This window comes from Cognatundibacterium aquatile (assembly GCF_014699135.1).
Classification (GTDB): domain Bacteria; phylum Pseudomonadota; class Gammaproteobacteria; order Burkholderiales; family Burkholderiaceae_D; genus Undibacterium; species Undibacterium aquatile.
The window spans coordinates 283365-302479 of sequence record NZ_JACOFT010000003.1; the positions used below are offsets into that span (position 1 = coordinate 283365).

The 19115-nt window shown below is 52.6% G+C and carries 15 protein-coding genes; 11 read left to right on the top strand and 4 right to left on the bottom strand.

All coding sequences use genetic code 11. The annotated features are described in order from the left end of the window. From H8K26_RS09840 to H8K26_RS09860, 5 genes are all read left to right on the top strand, one after another. The gene (locus H8K26_RS09840; protein ID WP_190479192.1) at positions 1 to 711 is read left to right on the top strand and encodes an ABC transporter ATP-binding protein; all 711 of its coding nucleotides are present in this window, start codon (positions 1 to 3) and stop codon (positions 709 to 711) included. 12 nt (positions 712 to 723) lie between these two features. Then, positions 724 to 2037 carry an ABC transporter permease gene (locus H8K26_RS09845; protein WP_190479194.1) on the top strand — a complete coding sequence of 438 codons (1314 nt, stop codon included), beginning with the start codon at positions 724 to 726 and terminating at the stop codon, positions 2035 to 2037. 6 nt (positions 2038 to 2043) lie between these two features. Further along, positions 2044 to 3291 (top strand): ABC transporter permease, encoded by a 1248-nt coding sequence (locus H8K26_RS09850; protein ID WP_190479196.1) that lies wholly within the window; start codon positions 2044 to 2046, stop codon positions 3289 to 3291. Between the two features lie 151 nt (positions 3292 to 3442). Then, positions 3443 to 4789 carry a sigma-54-dependent transcriptional regulator gene (locus tag H8K26_RS09855; protein WP_223826948.1) on the top strand — a complete coding sequence of 449 codons (1347 nt, stop codon included), beginning with the start codon at positions 3443 to 3445 and terminating at the stop codon, positions 4787 to 4789. A gap of 26 nt (positions 4790 to 4815) precedes the next feature. Then, entirely contained in the window at positions 4816 to 6186 is a 1371-nt protein-coding gene (locus tag H8K26_RS09860) for a sensor histidine kinase (RefSeq protein ID WP_223826949.1), read from the top strand. Positions 6187 to 6346: 160 nt separating this feature from the next. Here the strand turns inward: H8K26_RS09860 and H8K26_RS09865 are convergent, their stop codons facing one another. Beyond that, positions 6347 to 7441, bottom strand: coding sequence for an alkene reductase (locus H8K26_RS09865; protein WP_190479199.1), 1095 nt, complete (start codon positions 7439 to 7441; stop codon positions 6347 to 6349). 200 nt (positions 7442 to 7641) lie between these two features. Continuing rightward, positions 7642 to 8253 carry a TetR/AcrR family transcriptional regulator gene (locus H8K26_RS09870; RefSeq protein WP_190479201.1) on the bottom strand — a complete coding sequence of 204 codons (612 nt, stop codon included), beginning with the start codon at positions 8251 to 8253 and terminating at the stop codon, positions 7642 to 7644. Positions 8254 to 8453: 200 nt separating this feature from the next. Here H8K26_RS09870 and H8K26_RS09875 point away from each other — a divergent pair, with 200 nt between their 5' ends. Then, entirely contained in the window at positions 8454 to 10739 is a 2286-nt protein-coding gene (locus H8K26_RS09875) for a putative bifunctional diguanylate cyclase/phosphodiesterase (protein ID WP_190479203.1), read from the top strand. A gap of 144 nt (positions 10740 to 10883) precedes the next feature. Beyond that, positions 10884 to 11207 carry a hypothetical protein gene (locus tag H8K26_RS09880; protein ID WP_186882985.1) on the top strand — a complete coding sequence of 108 codons (324 nt, stop codon included), beginning with the start codon at positions 10884 to 10886 and terminating at the stop codon, positions 11205 to 11207. Here H8K26_RS09880 and H8K26_RS09885 read toward each other — a convergent pair. Further along, entirely contained in the window at positions 11186 to 13498 is a 2313-nt protein-coding gene (locus tag H8K26_RS09885) for a heavy metal translocating P-type ATPase (RefSeq protein WP_223826950.1), read from the bottom strand. The two genes, H8K26_RS09880 and H8K26_RS09885, sit on opposite strands and share 22 nt — an antisense overlap. Before the next feature lie 311 nt (positions 13499 to 13809). Here H8K26_RS09885 and cadR point away from each other — a divergent pair, with 311 nt between their 5' ends. Beyond that, positions 13810 to 14241, top strand: a complete 432-nt coding sequence (cadR, locus tag H8K26_RS09890; RefSeq protein WP_186882987.1) for a Cd(II)/Pb(II)-responsive transcriptional regulator — start codon at positions 13810 to 13812, stop codon at positions 14239 to 14241. Positions 14242 to 14261: 20 nt separating this feature from the next. On the opposite strand, the gene H8K26_RS09895 is transcribed toward cadR, so the two are convergent. Then, a complete protein-coding gene (locus H8K26_RS09895; protein WP_223826951.1) occupies positions 14262 to 14945 on the bottom strand; it encodes a MarC family protein in 684 nt (227 codons plus the stop codon). 159 nt (positions 14946 to 15104) lie between these two features. Between H8K26_RS09895 and H8K26_RS09900 the strand changes: the two genes are divergently transcribed. The 3 genes from H8K26_RS09900 to H8K26_RS09910 all read left to right on the top strand — a co-directional run bounded on the left by H8K26_RS09900 (position 15105) and on the right by H8K26_RS09910 (position 19112). After that, positions 15105 to 15704 carry a GNAT family N-acetyltransferase gene (locus H8K26_RS09900; RefSeq protein ID WP_190479205.1) on the top strand — a complete coding sequence of 200 codons (600 nt, stop codon included), beginning with the start codon at positions 15105 to 15107 and terminating at the stop codon, positions 15702 to 15704. A 78-nt stretch (positions 15705 to 15782) separates the two neighbouring features. Then, positions 15783 to 17429, top strand: coding sequence for a M28 family peptidase (locus H8K26_RS09905; RefSeq protein WP_190479207.1), 1647 nt, complete (start codon positions 15783 to 15785; stop codon positions 17427 to 17429). A 195-nt stretch (positions 17430 to 17624) separates the two neighbouring features. After that, the gene (locus H8K26_RS09910) at positions 17625 to 19112 is read left to right on the top strand and encodes an efflux transporter outer membrane subunit (protein WP_190479208.1); all 1488 of its coding nucleotides are present in this window, start codon (positions 17625 to 17627) and stop codon (positions 19110 to 19112) included. The last annotated feature ends 3 nt before the right edge of the window (positions 19113 to 19115 follow it).

Consider the following 19115-nt stretch of genomic DNA (forward strand, 5'->3'; position numbering starts at 1 on the left):
ATGTTAAGAATGCAGAATTTAAATAAAGTCTATCGCACGCATTTAATCGAAACCCATGCATTGCGGCGATTTGAAATTCACGTCAGAGAAGGTGAATTCGTGACGGTAACCGGCCCTTCTGGTTCAGGTAAAACCACGTTTCTGAATATCGCCGGTTTGCTTGAAGAACTGACTGATGGTGATTATTTTCTTGATGGCGTGAATGTCAAAGGACTGGACGATAACGCCCGCACGCGTTTGCGCAATGAAAAGCTGGGTTTTATTTTTCAGGGATTTAATCTGATCCCAGATCTGAATCTGTTTGATAACGTTGACGTTCCACTGCGTTATCGTGGCTTGCCTGCGAAAGAACGCAAGGAGCGGATTGAAGATGCGCTGGCTCAGGTTGGGTTGGCCGCACGCATGAAACATTATCCTGCAGAACTATCTGGCGGACAACAACAGCGGGTCGCGATTGCGCGCGCGCTGGCAGGCTCGCCCAAGTTGTTGCTGGCGGATGAACCGACCGGGAATCTCGATACCCAGATGGCGCGCAGCGTCATGGAATTGCTGGAAGAAATCAATGCACGAGGTACGACGATTTTAATGGTGACACATGATCCTGAACTGGCGATCCGCGCACAGCGCAACGTGCACATCATCGACGGACAAGTATCGGATCTGGTGCGTCAGACACCATCGCTGGCGACGACGACAGCTCATTACGCCTGAACGGGAGCGCTTATGTTTTCTTACTATTCATGGCTGGGCTTTCGCAGCCTGCGCAGAAATCCATGGCTGACGGGACTGATGATATTGATTTTATCGGTCGGCGTGGCCGCAAGTGTGTCCACACTGACGATACTGCACATGATGTCCGCAGATCCTATCCCTGAAAAGAGTACGAAACTTTTTATTCCTATTTTGGATAATGGCTCGGCTAATGACTATAAGCCTGGTGACCGCTATATCGACGAGCAGATGAGTTACCGCGATGTGCATGCCTTACTCAATAGCGCGATAGGAAAGCACCGTACCGGCTTGTATGGCATTTCTGCACTGATAGAAATGCCGCGTAAAGACCTTGGGGTGATAGAGGTGGAGGGCATGGCTGCGTCACGCGACTTTTTCCCTATGATGCAGGTGCCGATGTTGTATGGCGAACGCTGGTCAGTGGCGGATGACAAAAATGGTGCTGATGTGGTTGTTCTGAGCCGCAAAACATCAGAAAAAATGTTTGGTAAAGAAAATCCGGTAGGTCGCATGGCAACGATGTGGGGACGCAGTTATCTGATCGCCGGGGTGATGGACACCTGGCGCCCGCTACCGCGGTTTTATCGCTTCAATGGACGTGGCGGCGCGTTCATGAGTGAAGAGAGTTTTATCGTTCCATTTGAAAGCGCGATACGCAATCAGACACCGCATTCCGGTGGAATGAGCTGCACAGAGCGAAGCGGCCCCGGCTGGCAGGCGCTGCTTGATTCCGAATGTACCTGGCTGACTTTCTGGGTTGAGATGAACCGCGCTTCAGAACGCGCACAGTTAGCGTCGTATCTGGATGCATACGTGAGCGAGCAGCAAAAAATGGGACGTTTTCAGCGGCGCGCTCCTAATCTTTTGTTTGATGTACATGGCTGGTTGCAGGAACTGAAGATTGTAGGAAATGACGAAAAAATGTCGGTCTGGCTGGCGTTGGGATTTCTGATGCTTTGTATGGTGAATACGATAGGTTTGCTGCTGGCAAAATTTTCCGGGCGGGCGGCAGAAATCGGTGTGCGCCGCGCACTGGGTGCTTCGCGTCGGCAGATATTTTTTCAAGCCTTGGTTGAAACTGGCGTTGTCGGTATGGTCGGCGCGTTCAGCGGCATCTTGCTGTCGGTATTGTTTCTGAAGCTGATCAGTTTGCAGGCGGGTTATCTGAAAGCGGTTGCCCGCATGGATTGGGAAATGCTGTTGCTGACCGTTGTCATGTCGGTTGTCGCAGCATTGTTGGCCGGCTTATTGCCAACCTGGCGCGCCTGCCAGATTACACCTGCTATACAGTTGAAATCACAGTGAGGATGTATGACACAGCTATTTCCTTTTAAGCCGGTGTTACTGGCGATGTTGAAAAATAAAACGGGGCCTTTGCTGGTGGCTTTGCAAATTGCCCTGAGCCTGGCGATATTGTCGAACGCCGTCTATCTGGTGAATCAGCGACTCAGCAGCTCGGAGCGTTCCAGTGGCATCGGACACGAGGAGCAGGTGTTCAGCCTGTTTGTAAAAAATCAAAAATCCGGCGGGCATGAAGAGCAGCTTACTGCACAAAAGAGACAAGAGCAGGTGATGAAATCGGTGCCGGGTCTGGTGAGTCTGGCGCGCGTGAATTCGATACCGATGTCGCAGTCTGGCTGGAACCGAAGCATTGCTGCAGATCGCAAACAAATATCGCCAACCGGCAACGCTGCGATTTATATTTCTGCCGGTTCACTGGTAAAGGTCTGGGAGCTGCAATTGCTTGAGGGCCGCGATTTTACGCCAGAGGAGTTTCTGGAAATAGATCAGAGCACGGCGCGGAATAGTCCTGACGTTGCGATCGTTAGCAAAGCCATGGCGCGTGCTTTGTTTCCCGATGCCAGCAGTTATGGCGGACGCGAGTTTTACTTTGGCACCGGGGATGGTGCGGAGTCGGTACGCATTGTTGGTGTCGTCGATACTTTACAGAGCGCCGGTGCGCAGGATGGAGTGCGTGGCGAGATGTCAGTAATGCAGCCTGCACGGATGACGAATGATGCTTATTCCGGATACACCCTGCGTGCCGCAGCCGGTAAGCGCGAGCAGGTGATGCAAGACGTGGAAAAAGCCTTGCGCGCGGCTTCTCCTGAGCCTTTAAACATCCGGATGCAGGCGCAGACAAGTATCCGGGAAGATCGCTACCGTAATGACAAAGGCTTGTCCTGGATGTTGCTGACGGTGTGCGGATTGCTGATCATGATTACGGCCAGCGGCATCGTCGGCATGTGTAGCCTGTGGGTGACACAACGTACCAAGCAAGTCGGCATACGCCGCGCGTTAGGGGCGACACGATTGCATATTCTGATGCATTTTCTGACTGAAAATCTGTTGATTTCTACGCTGGGTATCGTGCTGGGATGCGTGCTCGCGCTGGGCTTGAATCAATTGCTCGTGACGCAGTTTGATATGCGCAAATTGCCGCTGTCTTATTTGCTGTGGTCGCCGTTGTTGTTCTGTTTGCTGGGTATGGCGGCCGCGCTGGCACCTGCTTGGCGGGCGGCCAGAATTGCTCCGGCAACTGCGACCCGCAGCGTCTGATGAAATGGTTTGCCGCAGGGTGTCTGTTTATCTGATAATGCAGGCACCCTGTCTCTGGCCAATACCGACGTTGCTTTTGCGCCTGAGCGCCAACAGCCTTGAATTAATTGGTTTGCAGCCCTGTGAACAAGAATGAGAAATTAATACGGACATGCCTAAAGTCTTAATCATTGACGATAATCCCGCTGTTGCTCTCGCACTCGAAGTGCTGTTGTCGCTGCATGATATTGAGAGTGTGACCGCGACTACACCGGACATCGGGCTGACGTTGTTATCGCAGCAGGCGATTGATCTGGTGATACAGGATATGAATTTCAGTGCGGATACGACTTCTGGTGAAGAGGGCATGGAATTATTTCGTCAGATTCGCCAGCGTTGTCCTGATATGCCGGTGATCTTACTGACCGCATGGACACATCTGGACGCTGCCGTCGGTTTGATCAAAGCCGGGGCGGCAGATTACATGGGAAAACCCTGGAACGACCAGCGTCTGCTTACTGTGGTACGTAACCTGATCGAATTAGGGCAGGCCAACCGCGCCTTGCAACGTCGCCTGCAGCGCGAACGCCAGCGTAAGCAAGCACTGGAAGCACAATTTAATCTGTGTGGCCTGGTGTGGCAAGATAGCGCGACTGAAAAAGTGTTGGAAATTGCGTGTCAGGTTGCGCGTTCGGATGCGTCAGTCCTGATCACCGGGCCGAATGGCGCGGGCAAAGAACGTATCGCAGAAATTGTACAAAAAAATTCCAGCGTAAAAGAGGGACCTTTCATCGTCCTCAATTGCGGCGCGATTCCGGCCGAGCTGATCGAGGCTGAATTATTCGGCGCTGAAGCTGGTGCCTATACTGGTGCCGGAAAATCGCGCGAAGGTAAATTTGAAGCGGCCGATGGCGGCACCTTATTTTTGGATGAAATCGGCAATCTGCCATTGGCCGGGCAGGTGAAGCTGCTACGCGTGCTGGAAACCGGGCGTTTTCAGCGACTGGGATCAAACCGCGAAAAACAGGTGAAAGTGCGGATCATCAGCGCGACCAATGCCGATCTTCCAGCCATGATACGGGTTGGGCAGTTCCGCGAAGATTTGTATTATCGGCTGAATGTCATACAACTGAATTTGCCAGCGCTGGCAGATCGCCCTGAAGATATTTTGCCGCTGGCGCAGGCGTTTCTGGATAAGGACAAACAACTGGATGCAAACGCCAAAGCCGCATTGCTGGCGCATACCTGGCCGGGCAATGTCCGTGAATTAAAAAACCTGATGCACAGGGCACAGTTACTCGCGCGCGGTGAGCAGATCGGTATCGGCGATCTTGGGTTGCCTGCAGCAACGGCTTTGCGTCTGAGCAGCGATGCGGAACCGGATAAAGCAGCAGTCGAGTCCGCCTTGCTGCGGGCGCATGGCGTTATCGCGCAGGCCGCATCGGCATTGGGCCTGAGCCGCCAATCACTGTACCGGCGCATGGACAGGTTTGGCATTGCCAGACCGGGTCAGGAATGAGCGTGCCGGCAAGCAGGCGCATTTCTTTGCTATGGCGATTCTGCCTGCTGGCAGGGGCGCTTATCTTGGGCGGTGTGCTCGGCAGTGTGTGGCTGATGCGCTTGCCGGGCGCTTATCGTGCGTGGGCGTTGGTGGCATTCACGTTGATGATGCTATTGCTGAGTGCATGGCTGATGTATCGCCAACTGGCACCCATGCTGGCCTTATTCCGCGCCGTGAATGGCACCGTCATTGGTTATCAGGATGGGGATTATTCTTTCAGTCTGCACTGGCCAGACAAGGATGAGCTGGCCGAACTGGCTGAGGTGCACAATGCACTCGGCAATACGTTGCGTGAACAGCGACTGAATCTGGTACAGCGCGAGCTCTTGCTCGATACCATGGTGCAAAACACGCCGGTCGCAATGTTGCTGGTCGCCGATAATAAAACCATCGTGTTCGCGAATATCGCGGCCCGTCAACTTCTGCATCATGGGCGTCAACTCGAAGGTTTCAGCTTGCAGGACATTTTGCAAGGTCTGTCACCGGCAGTAAAGGAAGCGATAGAAAAAGGGGGCGATGGATTGTTCACTGTTGCTGCTGGCAGCCAAAGGCAAGCCGCTGTTGCTGACATCGGTGTCGCGACGGCGCAGAGCCAGCCTGAGGAGGATGACGGTGACGAGGTTTATCATCTGGCGCGGCGCAGTTTCAGCCTGAACGGGAAATTGCACACCCTATTTTTATTGCGGCATCTGACGACCGAGCTGCGCAGGCAGGAAGTGCAGACCTGGAAGAAGGTGATACGTGTCATCAGCCACGAGCTGAATAATTCACTGGCACCTCTAACTTCGCTGGCGCATTCCGGTCAGGAACTGCTCAAACGTGGAGATGCCACACGTTTGCCGCAAATTCTGGAAACAATCGCGGATCGCAGTCGTCATCTTGAAAGTTTTATTCACGGTTATGCACGTTTTGCCAAATTGCCTGCTCCTCTTTACACCACAGTAAGCTGGCACGATTTGCTGACCGCTTTACAAGCGCAGATACCGTTTCAACTCGCGGTGGCGGAACATGATACGGTGTTGCAGAAAGAGGCGCGGATGGATCGTGCGCAAATGGAACAGGCCTTACTGAATTTACTCAAAAATGCGCATGAATCCGGTGCCAGTGAGGATGGCGTCAGCTTGCAAGTGCGGGCAATTCATGATGGCTGGCGTCTGGACGTAACCGATAATGGTAGCGGGATGAGCGATACCGTGATGGCGAATGCACTAGTACCTTTTTATTCGACAAAACGACACGGTACCGGACTTGGGCTGGCGCTTGCCAGAGAGATTATCGAGGCGCACGGTGGACGTATTTTGCTTAGCAATCGTCAGGAAGGCGGCCTGCAAGTGACACTGATCTTACCTGCGTGAAGAATGGCTTGATATCTTAAGCATCTGATATAAAAAGCAGAGTAAAGAGACAAAAAAAAAGGCAGAAAAAAAGGCAGACGACGGTCTGCCTTTTTTGATGAGTCACCGGAACCCTCGGTCACCATCCGGATACGACGGCAACTGATCTGGTACAGCAATATTACAAAGTCGGATAATCGGTATAACCTTTTTCTTCGCCACCGTAGAATGTGCTGCGGTCTGGTGTATTCAATTCTGCGCCGGCTGCAAAACGCTCAACCAGATCCGGGTTCGCAATATAAGGGCGGCCAAATGCCACCGCATCTGCGAGACCGCTGCTGATCAGCGCATTGGCTTCCGCTGCGCTGTAGCCACCGCAGCAAATCAGCGTTCCCGGGAAAGCCGCGCGTAATTCTTCGCGGAAGCTTTGTGTCAGTTCGGCGCCACCGGCCCAGTCTGGTTCCGCAATATGCAGATAAGCAATACCACGGGCGGTAAATGCTTTTGCTAAATACAGTGCCATTGCTTCCGCTTCGGTATCAGCAATCCCATGTGCCACAAAATTTGGTGAGATACGCACACCGACACGATCCGCACCCATTTCAGCGATGGCCGCATCGACTGCTTCCAGTGTCAGGCGAGCGCGGTTTTCCAGGCTGCCGCCGTAAGCATCGGTACGCAGATTGCTATTGGTGGACATGAACTGTTGCAGCAAATAGCCGTTTGCCGCATGCACTTCGACCAGGTCAAAGCCCGCGCGTTTGGCGCGTATGCTGGCTTGACGATACTGATCGACGATGCCGGGAATTTCTTCGGTGCTCAATGCGCGTGGTTCTGCTGTCGGTACATTCGCAGGAGTGCCATCCGGCTGGACAACGAAACACTGGCTGTTGGCGGCTTGCAGTGCTGACGCTGATACTGGCGCTGCGCCGTTTTCCTGCAGCAGATTATGCGAGATGCGGCCAACATGCCACAGTTGCAGGGAAATTTTTCCATTCTTCGCATGTACTGCATCGACGACATTTTTCCAACCGGCTTCCTGCGCATCGGTATAAATTCCCGGTGTCCATGCATAGCCCTGACCCTGACGTGAGATCTGGCTCGCTTCGGTGACGATCAGTCCGGCACTGGCGCGCTGCGCATAGTATTCGACGTTCAGTGCGCGTGGCACGTCACCGGGTTGGCCGGCACGTGAGCGTGTCAGTGGCGCCATGACGACGCGATTTTTCAGTAAGGCGCTACCAGCCTGCAAGGGGGAGAGCAATTTTTCCAGCATACGATTTCCTTTTAAGATTAGACCGGTCGTCTAGTTGTTGCTTCAAAAAAATGGGCAAATGCCCACGTTAAGAATCTAATAATCAGGACTTACTCAATTTGCCCCAGCAAGGCACGGCAACGAAGGCAGTACGAATAGTGCAGCCATGAGCCATAACGCCCTGGGGCAGTTTTGCGTAAGTTCTAATACTAATGTCTGCATTACCTTGTCGCTGGTAGCAGAAGTTCAGTTTGCTTCAATGCCTGTGTCAGCGGTTGTAACTCGTGATGCACTTTCGCCAGTAACGAAGCCCCTACCCACATGCTGTACAAGGATGTGGCAGACTCCTCTGCATTGAGTGTAGCAGAGACGCTGCCTTCTGCCTGCGCCAGCCGTATCGTTTCCGCAATTTGCGTGCAGATGCCACGCATACCGACCGACAGCACGGCACGCATAGGCTCTGACAAATCGGAAACCTCGGCTGCCAGCTTGACCGCCAGACAAAACTTGTGACATCCGCCATTTTCTGCGGTTTCTTGCCAACTGGCGAAATACATCAGCAAGCGCTCACGTGCTGAATGACTCTGATCAGAGAACTGCGATGTCAGCCGCTGCTGATAGTCGGTGAAGTAGCGTTCCAGCATCGCAACGCCAAAACCTTCTTTCGATTGAAAATAATGATAGAACGAGCCTTTCGGTACGGCTGCCGCTGCCAGAATTTCACTTAATCCCAAAGCGCTGAAACCCCGACCCAGTATCAATTGCTCGCCAGTCGCCAGAATGCGCTCGCGGGTATCTTGATAAGTATGTGGACGTTCTTCATATTTTTGCATGGAATGGATTCTAATAGACCAGTCGTCTAATGTCAAATAAGTGGAAAGCGCAAGGTGATAGCAAGGTCAATGTGTTTCTTTTGTGAAATAATTGTAACAGTTGCTGTTGAGTAAGTTTGGATTATGAGAAAATCACTCTTTGCGCTTGAAAATTTATTTTCATTTTTCTTGATTTATCCTTACTTTCCAGATTGTTGACGATGATGTTTCGCTGGCTGTTCCCAAATGAGAATGCTCTCACGCCCGCTGAAAACGCCGCCTGGAAACTGAGCGCATTACGCATCATCCTGGTTTCAGGCTTTTTACTCGAAATCTGGATAGCCGTACACACCTCCGCGTCCGCTTTCGCCAGCGGTAACTACAAAGTTATTTGGGTGGTCGGTCTGTCGTATGTGATCAAGTCAGTTGCCATTTATTATTCCACCCGTTCCGTCAGAGCTAGTGCAGGTTTGCTGATTCTGAATATTTACGGCGTCACCCTGGCGGTTGTCACTCTGATTCAGGATCATCAGATCGCCGCGCTCGGTTATATTCTGGTCTATGCAGCGCCCTTAATTGCCAGATTATTTCTGGGACTGAGGCTGGCTTTGTGGCTGATGTTTTTTAATATTTTCCCGTTTTTATTTCTGATTTCCCGGCCTGATCAATACGGCTGGCCCGATCTGCAGGTTTCTCTGTCCAGTGTTCAGACTGATGTACATGCATTAATTTTTCTGTTTTTCAATTTTTGCCTGCCTCTCGCCGTGTTCCGGGTGTTGCATGAGCTTGATTCGACGCTGACCCAGTTCACCCGCGCCAGCAAGGCGCTGAAGTTAAGTCATGCGCAATATCAGGAAATTTTCGAAAATGCGGGAACCGCGTTGATCCTGACAGATCCTGCCGGACAAATATTACAAGCGAACAATCAGGCAAACACCTTGCTTGGCAGGCACTCGCACGGCGAGCAATCTCGCGATCTGTTCAGTTGGTTGTTGATGGAGAATAGTGTTCGCCTGCAAGACAAATACGGTCAGGATACAGATGAACTGCGCCTGTCCGCGTACCAGACTCGCGACGGGAAAATGGTTGTGATGAACAATATTTCGCAGACTTCAACCGGCGAATTTATTGTTGCACTGAGCGATGTTTCGTCTTTTTACGCAATGCATAATGCATTGCAACTCAGTATTGAACGTGAAGATTACCTGAGTAGTCATGATTTGCTGACCAATCTTCCTAACCGGGACATGTTGCGCCAGCATCTGACTTCTGTGCTGGCGAATCAGGACGGGATTCATGTGACGGCACTGGTATCGTTCCGGCTCAATAGTATACGTCACGCCAACCAGCAATTTGGCGCACCTGCCGGCGATACCTTATTGCGGCGCTTTGCGGACGAACTAGGTGCTGTTCTGCCGGAAAACAGTTTTTGCACACGGCTGCGGAGCATCGTATTTTCGTTTGTACTCGAACGCTTTCAGACGCCGGGTGATGTGGTGCTGTTCGTTGAGCAGATCCGCGAAAAAATGCCGAAGGAAATCGAGATTAATGGCGAAATGCTGCAGGTGCAGTTCTCTGCCGGAATTGCTCTGCTGCGCAACGGCGAAAGCGAGCCGGACGACCTTATCCGCCGCAGTGAGATGGCACTAGATGCAGCCCGGAAATCGAGTGACCAGAGCACCAGCTTGTTTGATGACGCTGAAGCCCAGGAAATCCGGCGGAATATTGAAATTGAGGTCGGTATTATCAGCGGCCTCAAACACAACGAATTTCATTTGATGTATCAGCCCAAGATCTGCCATCAAGGCAAGCTCGCAGGTGTTGAGGCGCTGTTGCGCTGGGATTCAGCGAGTCTGGGCAGAGTCTCTCCGGCAGAGTTTATTCCGGTGGCCGAACATTCGGGTCTGATACACCATATCAGTGATTTTATCCTCGACGCGGTGTGCGCACAAATCCGCTTATGGCTGGATACGCATGGCGAGAGCCCGGTGGTCGCGCTGAATCTGTCAGTGATTGATCTTGCCCGTACCGATCTGATTGAACTGATTGAAGAGCGTTGCCAGCACTACCGGATCGAAACCCGTTATCTGGAGTTGGAAATCACAGAAACCGGCCTGATCGCGAACGAGGCCATATCGATTCAGCATTTGAATGCACTCAAAAAGCGTGGCTTCAGTATTGCGATTGATGATTTCGGCACGGGTTATTCCTCATTGTCCAAGCTCAGTCATTTCCCTGCACATACGGTCAAAATTGATCGCTCATTTGTCGCCCAGATCGGCTACAACGCCAAGAGTGAAATGATCATCAAAGCGATCATTTCACTGGCAGAGATTTTGTCCTGTAAAACAGTCGCGGAAGGTGTTGAAAACGAAGATCAGGAAAGCTTCCTGAAACAGGTCGGCTGTGATTTCTTTCAGGGATATTATTTCTACCATCCGCTGAACCGGCGCGATATGAGTGATTTGCTGGTCAGTAATCTACCGCTGTTGCAACAGGCAAGTTAGTCATCACTCGTCATACAAATACCACGTCGTCAATGGTTTTTGCGGCAAACTGTCGTGCGGGGCGGACTGCCGGAGGGGAAAGTGTAGCCGCGCTATCCGGCTTCAGATAGAATCAGATGAAGACTACTCTGATGGAGACTGCATATGTATCTGGATCACCCAAAAATTTCTGCAACGAACAGCGAAACTGAACCAGACCGGATCGAGCGTCTGAGCCGTGTCTACGGCTATGCGATGGGGCTGGCGGACATCGATCGTAATACTGCCTGCATTACCAAGCTGGCAAAAATCCATGACCACAAGGGAACCCTGATGGTGATCTGGCATGAAACGCCAACGCCGACAGAGAAAAATTACTTTATGCGCGCCTGGCAAAGTCGCATCGGTGACGAATCCGATCAGGTCGAGCACGCATTGATACTCAATGAGCCAGTCGGCGAGACAGCTCAGACATCCTTACCTGCATAACGGGATAGCCGCACACCATTGAGCACCACCAGCAGGCTGGTGCCGGTGTCGGCAAAGACCGCCATCCATAAACTCGCATGTCCGCTCAGCGCGAGTGCAAAAAATATCAGTTTGACTGCCAGTGCAAAGCCGATGTTTTGCCATAAAACCTGACTGGTTTTGTGCGAAATACGGATGAATTCTGGCAATTTTCGTAAATCATTCTGCATTAAAGCGACGTCTGCGGTTTCTAATGCGGTGTCGCTGCCGGTGGCCATCGCAAATCCTATATGGGCGGTGGCGATGGCCGGTGCGTCGTTAATACCATCGCCAGTCATGCCAGTGACGCCTTGTGCACGCAGAGTTCTGATCACATTGAGTTTATCTTCCGGCAGCAACTGGCTGCGTACATCGCTGATGCCGGTTTGTGCCGCAATTGCCTGTGCGGTCGCGGCATTATCTCCGGTCAGCATCAGGGTGGTAACGCCAAGCGCGTGTAACTCGGCAATCGCCGCCTGACTGCTTGCCCGAACCTGATCTGAGATTGCAATCAATCCGAGCAATTGCTGTTGGCGACACAGAAAAATAACGGTGTTTCCCTGTTGTTCGAGTGCCTGCACTTGCGCATCCAGATTTTGCCAGCCAACGCCAGGTGCGACGATGCTCAGTGCCTCAAGCATCGCGCGGTTGCCGAGGTAGCAGCGCTGGCCATCGATTTCGCCACTGACACCGCGGCCACGCTGTACTTCGTATAACTGGGCATTCGTGACGCCGGATAATGCTTCGTTGCAGGCAGCGGTGAGCGCCATTGCCAGCGGATGGCTGGAACCTGCATCCAGGCTGGCGGCAAGGCGCAAAATTTCTTTTTCATCCAGATCGCTGAAGCTGCGTATCAGATTGACGTCGGGTTTTCCTTCTGTGAGCGTACCGGTTTTGTCGAAGGCCAGTGTTTTCAGCAGTTTGCCTTGCTCCAGAAACAGCCCGCCTTTGACAACGATACCGTGGCGCGCAGCCAGTGCCAGGCCGCTGACGACAGTGACGGGAGTTGAGATCACCAGCGCACAAGGGCAGGCAATCACCAGCAGCACCAACGCCCGATACAGGTTTTCATGCCAGTCTTGTTGTAGAAACAGCGGCGGCAGGACCGCTGTCAGCAAGGCCAGCACAAACACCACTGGTGTGTAGATGGCGGCAAAGCGATCAACGAAACTTTGCGTCGGCGCGCGCTGGCTTTGTGCTTCCTGCACCGAATGGGCAATGCGTGCCAGCATGCTCGCATTCGCCGGAGCCGAAACGCGTATCTGCAAAGTGCCGGATTGATTCAGCGTGCCGGCATAAACGACATCGCCTTGCTGTTTGTCGACTGGCATGCTTTCACCGGTGATGGCGGCCTGATTGACGCTCGATTGTCCGGATTCAATGATCCCATCCAGCGCAATTCTGTCACCTGGACGACACTGCACCAATGCGCCGATGGCGATGTCACGGGTACTGACTGCCAACCAGTTGCCGTCGGCCTGCTGCACCTGTGCCGTTTCTGGCGCTTGTTCCAGCAAGCCGCTGATCGCATTGCGGGCGTGGATCAGGCTGGCTGCTTCTATCATTTCAGCGACGGCGAACAGAAAAATCACCATCGCGGCTTCCGGCCACTGACCGATGGCGATTGCACCGGCCACAGCCGCCGTCATCAGCAGATGAATGTTGAGGGTGAAATGGCGCAGCGCGATCCAGCCTTTTTTGAGAGTTGGGATGCCGCAAATCAGTATCGCAAACAGCGCCAGTGCACCTATCATCACGGAGTCTTCTTTGCCGCTGATCCAGGCGATGACTTCTGCACTGAAAGCCGCGATGCCGCCCAGCGCCATTTTCCAGTATTGGCTGCGCGATGGCTTTTCGCTGAGTGCCGCATGCGACTGCCCGACATCCAGCGGCGTGCCGGACATGCCGACGGCTTTCAGTTTGCTGTGAATATCGGCAATATTTTGCTGGTGGTGATGGACGGTCAGAATCCGGTTCAGTAAATCAAAATCCAGTCGCAATACATCAGGCAAGCCTGACAGCGAACGACGGATCAGCGCTTCTTCGGTCGGGCAATCCATCTGTGCGATATGCAAACGCAGACGTTGCGCATCCTCCGGCAGATCTGGCTGAGGTTCTGCTGCCACTGATTCTGCCGCTGCTGTACATTTCTGATGCCCGTGCCCGCACTCACTTTGTTTGCCTTCATGGGCGTGCGCGTGTGCATGCGGCTCTGGCTGAGCGGATTTTTCCGGTGTGTGGTCGTGGCCACAACAAGCAATTTTTTCTGCCATATCACATCCTGATGTTTTCATTTATGTTTAGTGTAGACTCTGGAGTGGCTACGGGGTCAAGAATTTTTTTGAGGATATTATTCCGCACTTGTTCCGATAGGGATATTGCATGGAAAACATGGTGGCAGCGACTGAAAATCAGCATCAGAAAAGACGTCAATACAGGCCGATATTCATATACTCCCCCCTGTTTTTAATGAAATCACTCTATTGTCAGCATAAACAAAGGGGCTTTTTATATACCCGGGGGAGTATTAATTAATCATGAATACCTCTTCATCAATCCATCATCATTCAACGTGAGTGAAAAAATGCGTATCAGTGAACTGGCGAAAGCGACCGGAGTGGATCTGGAAACCATCCGGTATTACGAAAAACAAGGATTGTTACCGGCACCAGAGCGAGAGGAAAACGGTTATCGCAGCTACACCGGCGAGCATCTGGAGCGGCTGTCGTTTATCCGTCATTGCCGGGCGCTGGATATTCCGCTGGCCGATGTGCGCAGGCTGGTCGCCTTCATCGCCAGTCCGGCGGAAGATTGTGGCGATATTAATCTGCTCATCGATCAGCAGATTGCACGCGTCAAAGCCAGGTTGAAAAGCATGCGGGCGCTGGAGAAGCAACTCAGTCAGTTACGTGCGCGTTGTGACGACCGACATCATGGAAAAGAGTGCGGTATCTTGCACGAGTTGGTGGCGGCAGCGCATGGCGAAGCGTGTGCCTGCCATGCGGAGAACCAATAAAATAAATGTCGCCTGAAGAATCAGCGCAGGCGCATATCTGCCATCAGATCAGAGACACCGGCCCAGCCGATTTCTATGCCGATACAGAGCAGAATAAACGCGGATAAACGCATCAGCACCGTGGCACCGATATCGCCGAGGAAACGTTCCATATTCCGCGCAAAGCGGTAGCACAGATACACCACGAGCGTTGTTAGTAACACGCCCATCGCAGAGGCGAGACTGGTCAGCAGCCAGTCGATAGGCTTGTGCGGCATTTGCGTACCGAGCGTGACGGAGGCCGCAATCGTGCCGGGGCCGACGGTTAATGGAAAGCTGAACGGATAAAAACTGCGGCGGCGTAATTCTTCACGGCTCCACTGTCCGCCATGCGAAGCAGCGACAGAATTCAGCAATTTGTCCTGACTCTGGTCATTCAGTAATTTCCAGCCGGCCATGCCGACCACGATGCCCCCGGCAACGCGCACAATAGGCAGCGAAATGCCGAAAAAATCCAGCACATAAGAGCCGATAAAAATCGCGCCCATCAGCAGGAAAAAACAATTGATCGCAATGCGTTTCGCCAACCGGTTAGCGATTTCCGGTTCTATCGGCCCTGTCATCGACAGAAAGATAGGCGCAATCGCAATCGGATTTAAAATTGGCAATAAAGTGATAGGCACCACCAGCAACGCCTTGAAGAAGACGATCATCGCCATACTCATAAAAACTCCTGAAAAAATAGAGTGCCCGATTATGCAACAGAATATCTAGGAAATATCCGGTTTCTGGTTTTAAATGATGGAACTTAGTTGCTGTATGTTAAATGTATATAAATATGTGCGTAGGTGCGTGCGTAGGTGTGTGCACAAATAATTTTGATTATGTCAGAAAAATCTCCATTTCCCCTGATTCAGACCCCGCACTTTTTGTTACGACAAATTGTCGCCACGGATCTGACGCAGATTTTTCGCGGCATGTCTGATCCGCGTGTTACCGAGTATTACGGTATCAGTTATGAAACGCTGGAATTAACGCAGGCGCAACTGGACTGGTTTGAATTGATTTACGAAACCGGCACCGGAATCTGGTGGGGCATCTGCCATCGCGACGAACCGCAGCATTTGATCGGCACTTGCGGTATCAATGAGTGGGAACAGGATGATCATTGCGCCGAAGCCGGATTCTGGATTTTTCCTGAATACTGGGGCAAAGGCGTGATGCTTGAATGTCTGTCGGCCATGCTCGATTATTGTTTTACGAAACTCAGTCTGCATCGCATGCAATCGATGGTCGAACCCGATAATCCGGCAAGCTGGAAGCTGATTGAAAAACTCGGCTTTCAACTCGAAGGAATTTTGCGCGAATGTGAACGCAAGGACGATCGTTATGTCGATCTGCGATGCTATTCTTTACTCGCGCGCGAATGGCGGAACAGAGTGCAGCCACAAGCGACCACCGTTCATTTGCCCGCTTCCACTTAGTGGTACGAAATATGCTCTGTGAAATGGTGTTTTACACACAGCAATGCACCCAAATTTTTACTTCCTCCCTATCCTGATATGAATATTTTTTCTTATGCTGTAACGCTGGGCTTACTCGGACTGACCACCTTTAATGCGAGTGCGCAGACCGCAACACCTGCCAGAGTGATCAGTGAACCTGTGCTGCGCTCACATCTTTCTTTTCTCGCCGATGATCTGTTGGAAGGACGTGGCACCGGACAGCGCGGTGGTGATCTGGCAGTCCGCTATCTCGAAACCCAGGCCGCCATTATTGGCTTGCAGCCGCTGAAGTCGCCAGCAGTTGCTGGCTACCGGCAGTCAGTGCGGATTATCGGCAGCCAGACGCTGCCTGAGAGTCGCATCAGTTTTCAGATAAACGGCCGTACGATAACGCCGACGCTGGGCAGCGAGATCGTGTTCGGCTCTTCCGGTGGCAAGGAGAAAGTTGCACTGGATACGCCCGTGGTATTTGTTGGCTACGGTATCCGCGCACCGGAAGAACAATGGGATGATTTTAAAGGCGTCGACCTTAAAGGCAAGTTGCTCATCATGATGGTGAATGATCCTCATCCGACGAAAGAAGAACCGCAGCGCTTTGCTGGTGAAGCGCTGACGTATTACGGCCGCTGGACATACAAGTTTGAAGAAGCGATGCGGCAGGGAGCCGCAGGTGTATTGCTGATACACACCACGCCATCGGCCAGTTATGGATGGAATGTACCGCAGACCAGCTTTAGTCACGAACGTTTCAGTTTGCCGGGAATGGGGAATGCAGTCGAAGGCTGGTTACAGGAAGAAAATGCCCGCACTTTGTTTGCTGCTGCCGGTTTTGATCTTGATCGTTTGCGTGCGAGTGCCGAACAGCGTGATTTCAAACCTGTCGATTTGCACATCAAGGCTCAGGTCAACATACAGAATCAGGTAAGACAGGTCGAGCAGTTTAATGTGCTGGGGATGGTGCCTGGAACCGATCCCAAACTGGCGACAGAGGCCGTGATTTATTCTGCGCACTGGGATCATCTTGGCATGGAAAAAACTGCTGACGGCAAAACCCATATCTGGAACGGTGCAGTGGATAATGCTTCTGGCAGCGCAGCCTTGCTGGCAATGGCGCAGGCAGCAGTCAGGCAACCGGCAAAGCGCACGCAGATATTTTTGTGGCCTTGTGCAGAAGAACAGTATTTACTGGGCAGCCAGAGTTACGTCAGCAATCCACCCTGGCCGTTGGCAAAAACGGCGGCAGACTTGAATCTCGACAGCATGAATTTTGTTGCCGCCACACATGATATCGGCGTGGCTGGCAGCGAACGCAGCAGTTTGTATGAAAGTGCGGCAAAAGTCGCCGCGCAAATGCATTTGCAACTGGCGCCGGCAGTACCCGATCTGGGCGGCGCGTATTTCCGCGCAGATCATTTTAATTTTGCACGGGCAGGCGTGCCTGCATTCAATGTTGGTTCAGCCGTGTTTTCCGGTGATGGGCATTTCCATTTTGCGAAGCAACCGGAACAGGCGCTGAAAGAGCAGATGAAGAGTTTCAAAGCGGACTACCACACCGAACGCGATATCTATCATGCGCAATGGGATTTAAGTGGTATGGTGCAGCAGGCACAGTTTACGTTGAACCTCGGATATGAGATCGCGAATACAGATGCGATGCCGGTCTGGAAAAAAGGCGAGGCGTTTGCGAACGTGAAGCGTCACTGATATTTTTCTGTGTCGTCGGTCTCTCTGATGATCCGCCGGTGATTACATCTGAATAATGACGTTTGTCTGATCAGAGGCAATAGTCCGTCACAAAGCGATACACACGTATCGCTTTATTAACGCCAGCGTAGCGCTACAATTTGTGCTGACATGACTATCAGGTTTGATGGCTTAATGAAACACAAGAAAAATGCTATGAAGCGCAAAATTTGCCTGCTGTTCCTGCTGTCACCTCTGGCCGCATGCGTCTCTTCCGGCGCACCGTCATCGACAAGCACGATCACCGGCGTTGAGGTTCCTGCCGCGTGGTCTGGTGGCATGCGGGTTGTCAGTGCAAAAGGCGCTGTGCCATCGGCGAGTGTACCGCACGCCGATATCTCAGTCTGGTGGCAGCGCTTTCAGGACCCGCAGCTAAATCAGCTGATCACACAATCACTGCAAGCCAATACCAGCGTTCAGAATGCGCAGGCGGCTTTACGACAGGCGCGTGCTTTGCGTGATGTCAGTGCGGCTGCTTTATCTCCAAAAATCAATGCTTCTGCTTCGGGGCAGCGCAGTAAATCGGGCGACATAGCGACTGCAAATTCGTTCTCGACGGGATTTGATGCCAGCTGGGAGCCAGATATTTTTGGTGCCAACCATCAGGCACTGGCGGCCAGTGAAGCAACTGCCCGCGCCAGTGCCGCCAGTCTGGGCGACGTGCAGATATCCGTTGCTGCCGAAGTCGCGGCGAACTACATACAATTGCGGACGACTCAGGTTCGTCTGGCAATCGCGCGGGCGAACGTCGCGAGTCAGGCTGAGACTTTGCAAATTACGAATTGGCGTGTACAGGCTGGCTTGTTGACATCACTCGAAGGTGAACAGGGGCGTGCCGCCAGCGAACAGGCGCAGGCACAAATTCCGTTACTGGAAACCACGGAAGCGCAGAATTTGCACAGCCTAGAGGTGTTGTGTGGGCAGACGCCGGAATCTCTGCGTCAACAACTGCAGAGCCGCGCTGCGAAGACTGGCGACATGATGAGCGCTGCCAATATTCCTCAGACCGACGACAATCTGGCGCTGAGCCTGCCCGCTGAAACTTTGCGCCAACGTCCTGATATCCGCGCGGCTGAATATCAGATCAATGCCGCACTGGCGCGGGTGCGGCAGGCCGACGTCGCGAATTATCCCAGCTTTAATCTGAGTGGCTCTCTCGGTCTGCGTGCGCTGACAGTCGGTGCGCTTGGTGGCAGTGGCACTTTGCTCAGTAGCGTATTGGCGAGTGTTTCGCTACCGGTGTTGGATGGTGGTGCGAACCGGGCGCAGTTGCAGGCGCAGCAGGCCGCACTTGAGCAGGCGCAGCTCGCTTATAAAGCCGCTGTGCTGACGGCCTTACAAGATGTGGAAAATGCGCTGGTCGCACTGAAGAACGACAGGGAGCGTCTGCAACGTCTGCGCAACGCTGCCGATGCTGCCAACAATGCAGCTTTGTTGGCTCGTCAACGCTTTGCCAGTGGTCTCATCGATTTCCAGACCATCCTTGAAACACAGCGTACTTTGTATAGCGCGCAGGATGCCGTGGCCAGTACCAGCAACGATCTGGCCGCAGATTACGTGCGCCTGTACAAAGCGCTGGGCGGCGGCTGGCAGGCCGATCAGGATGAATCCGGCAGCACGCGCGACAGCCGTAACCAGAGCTAACCA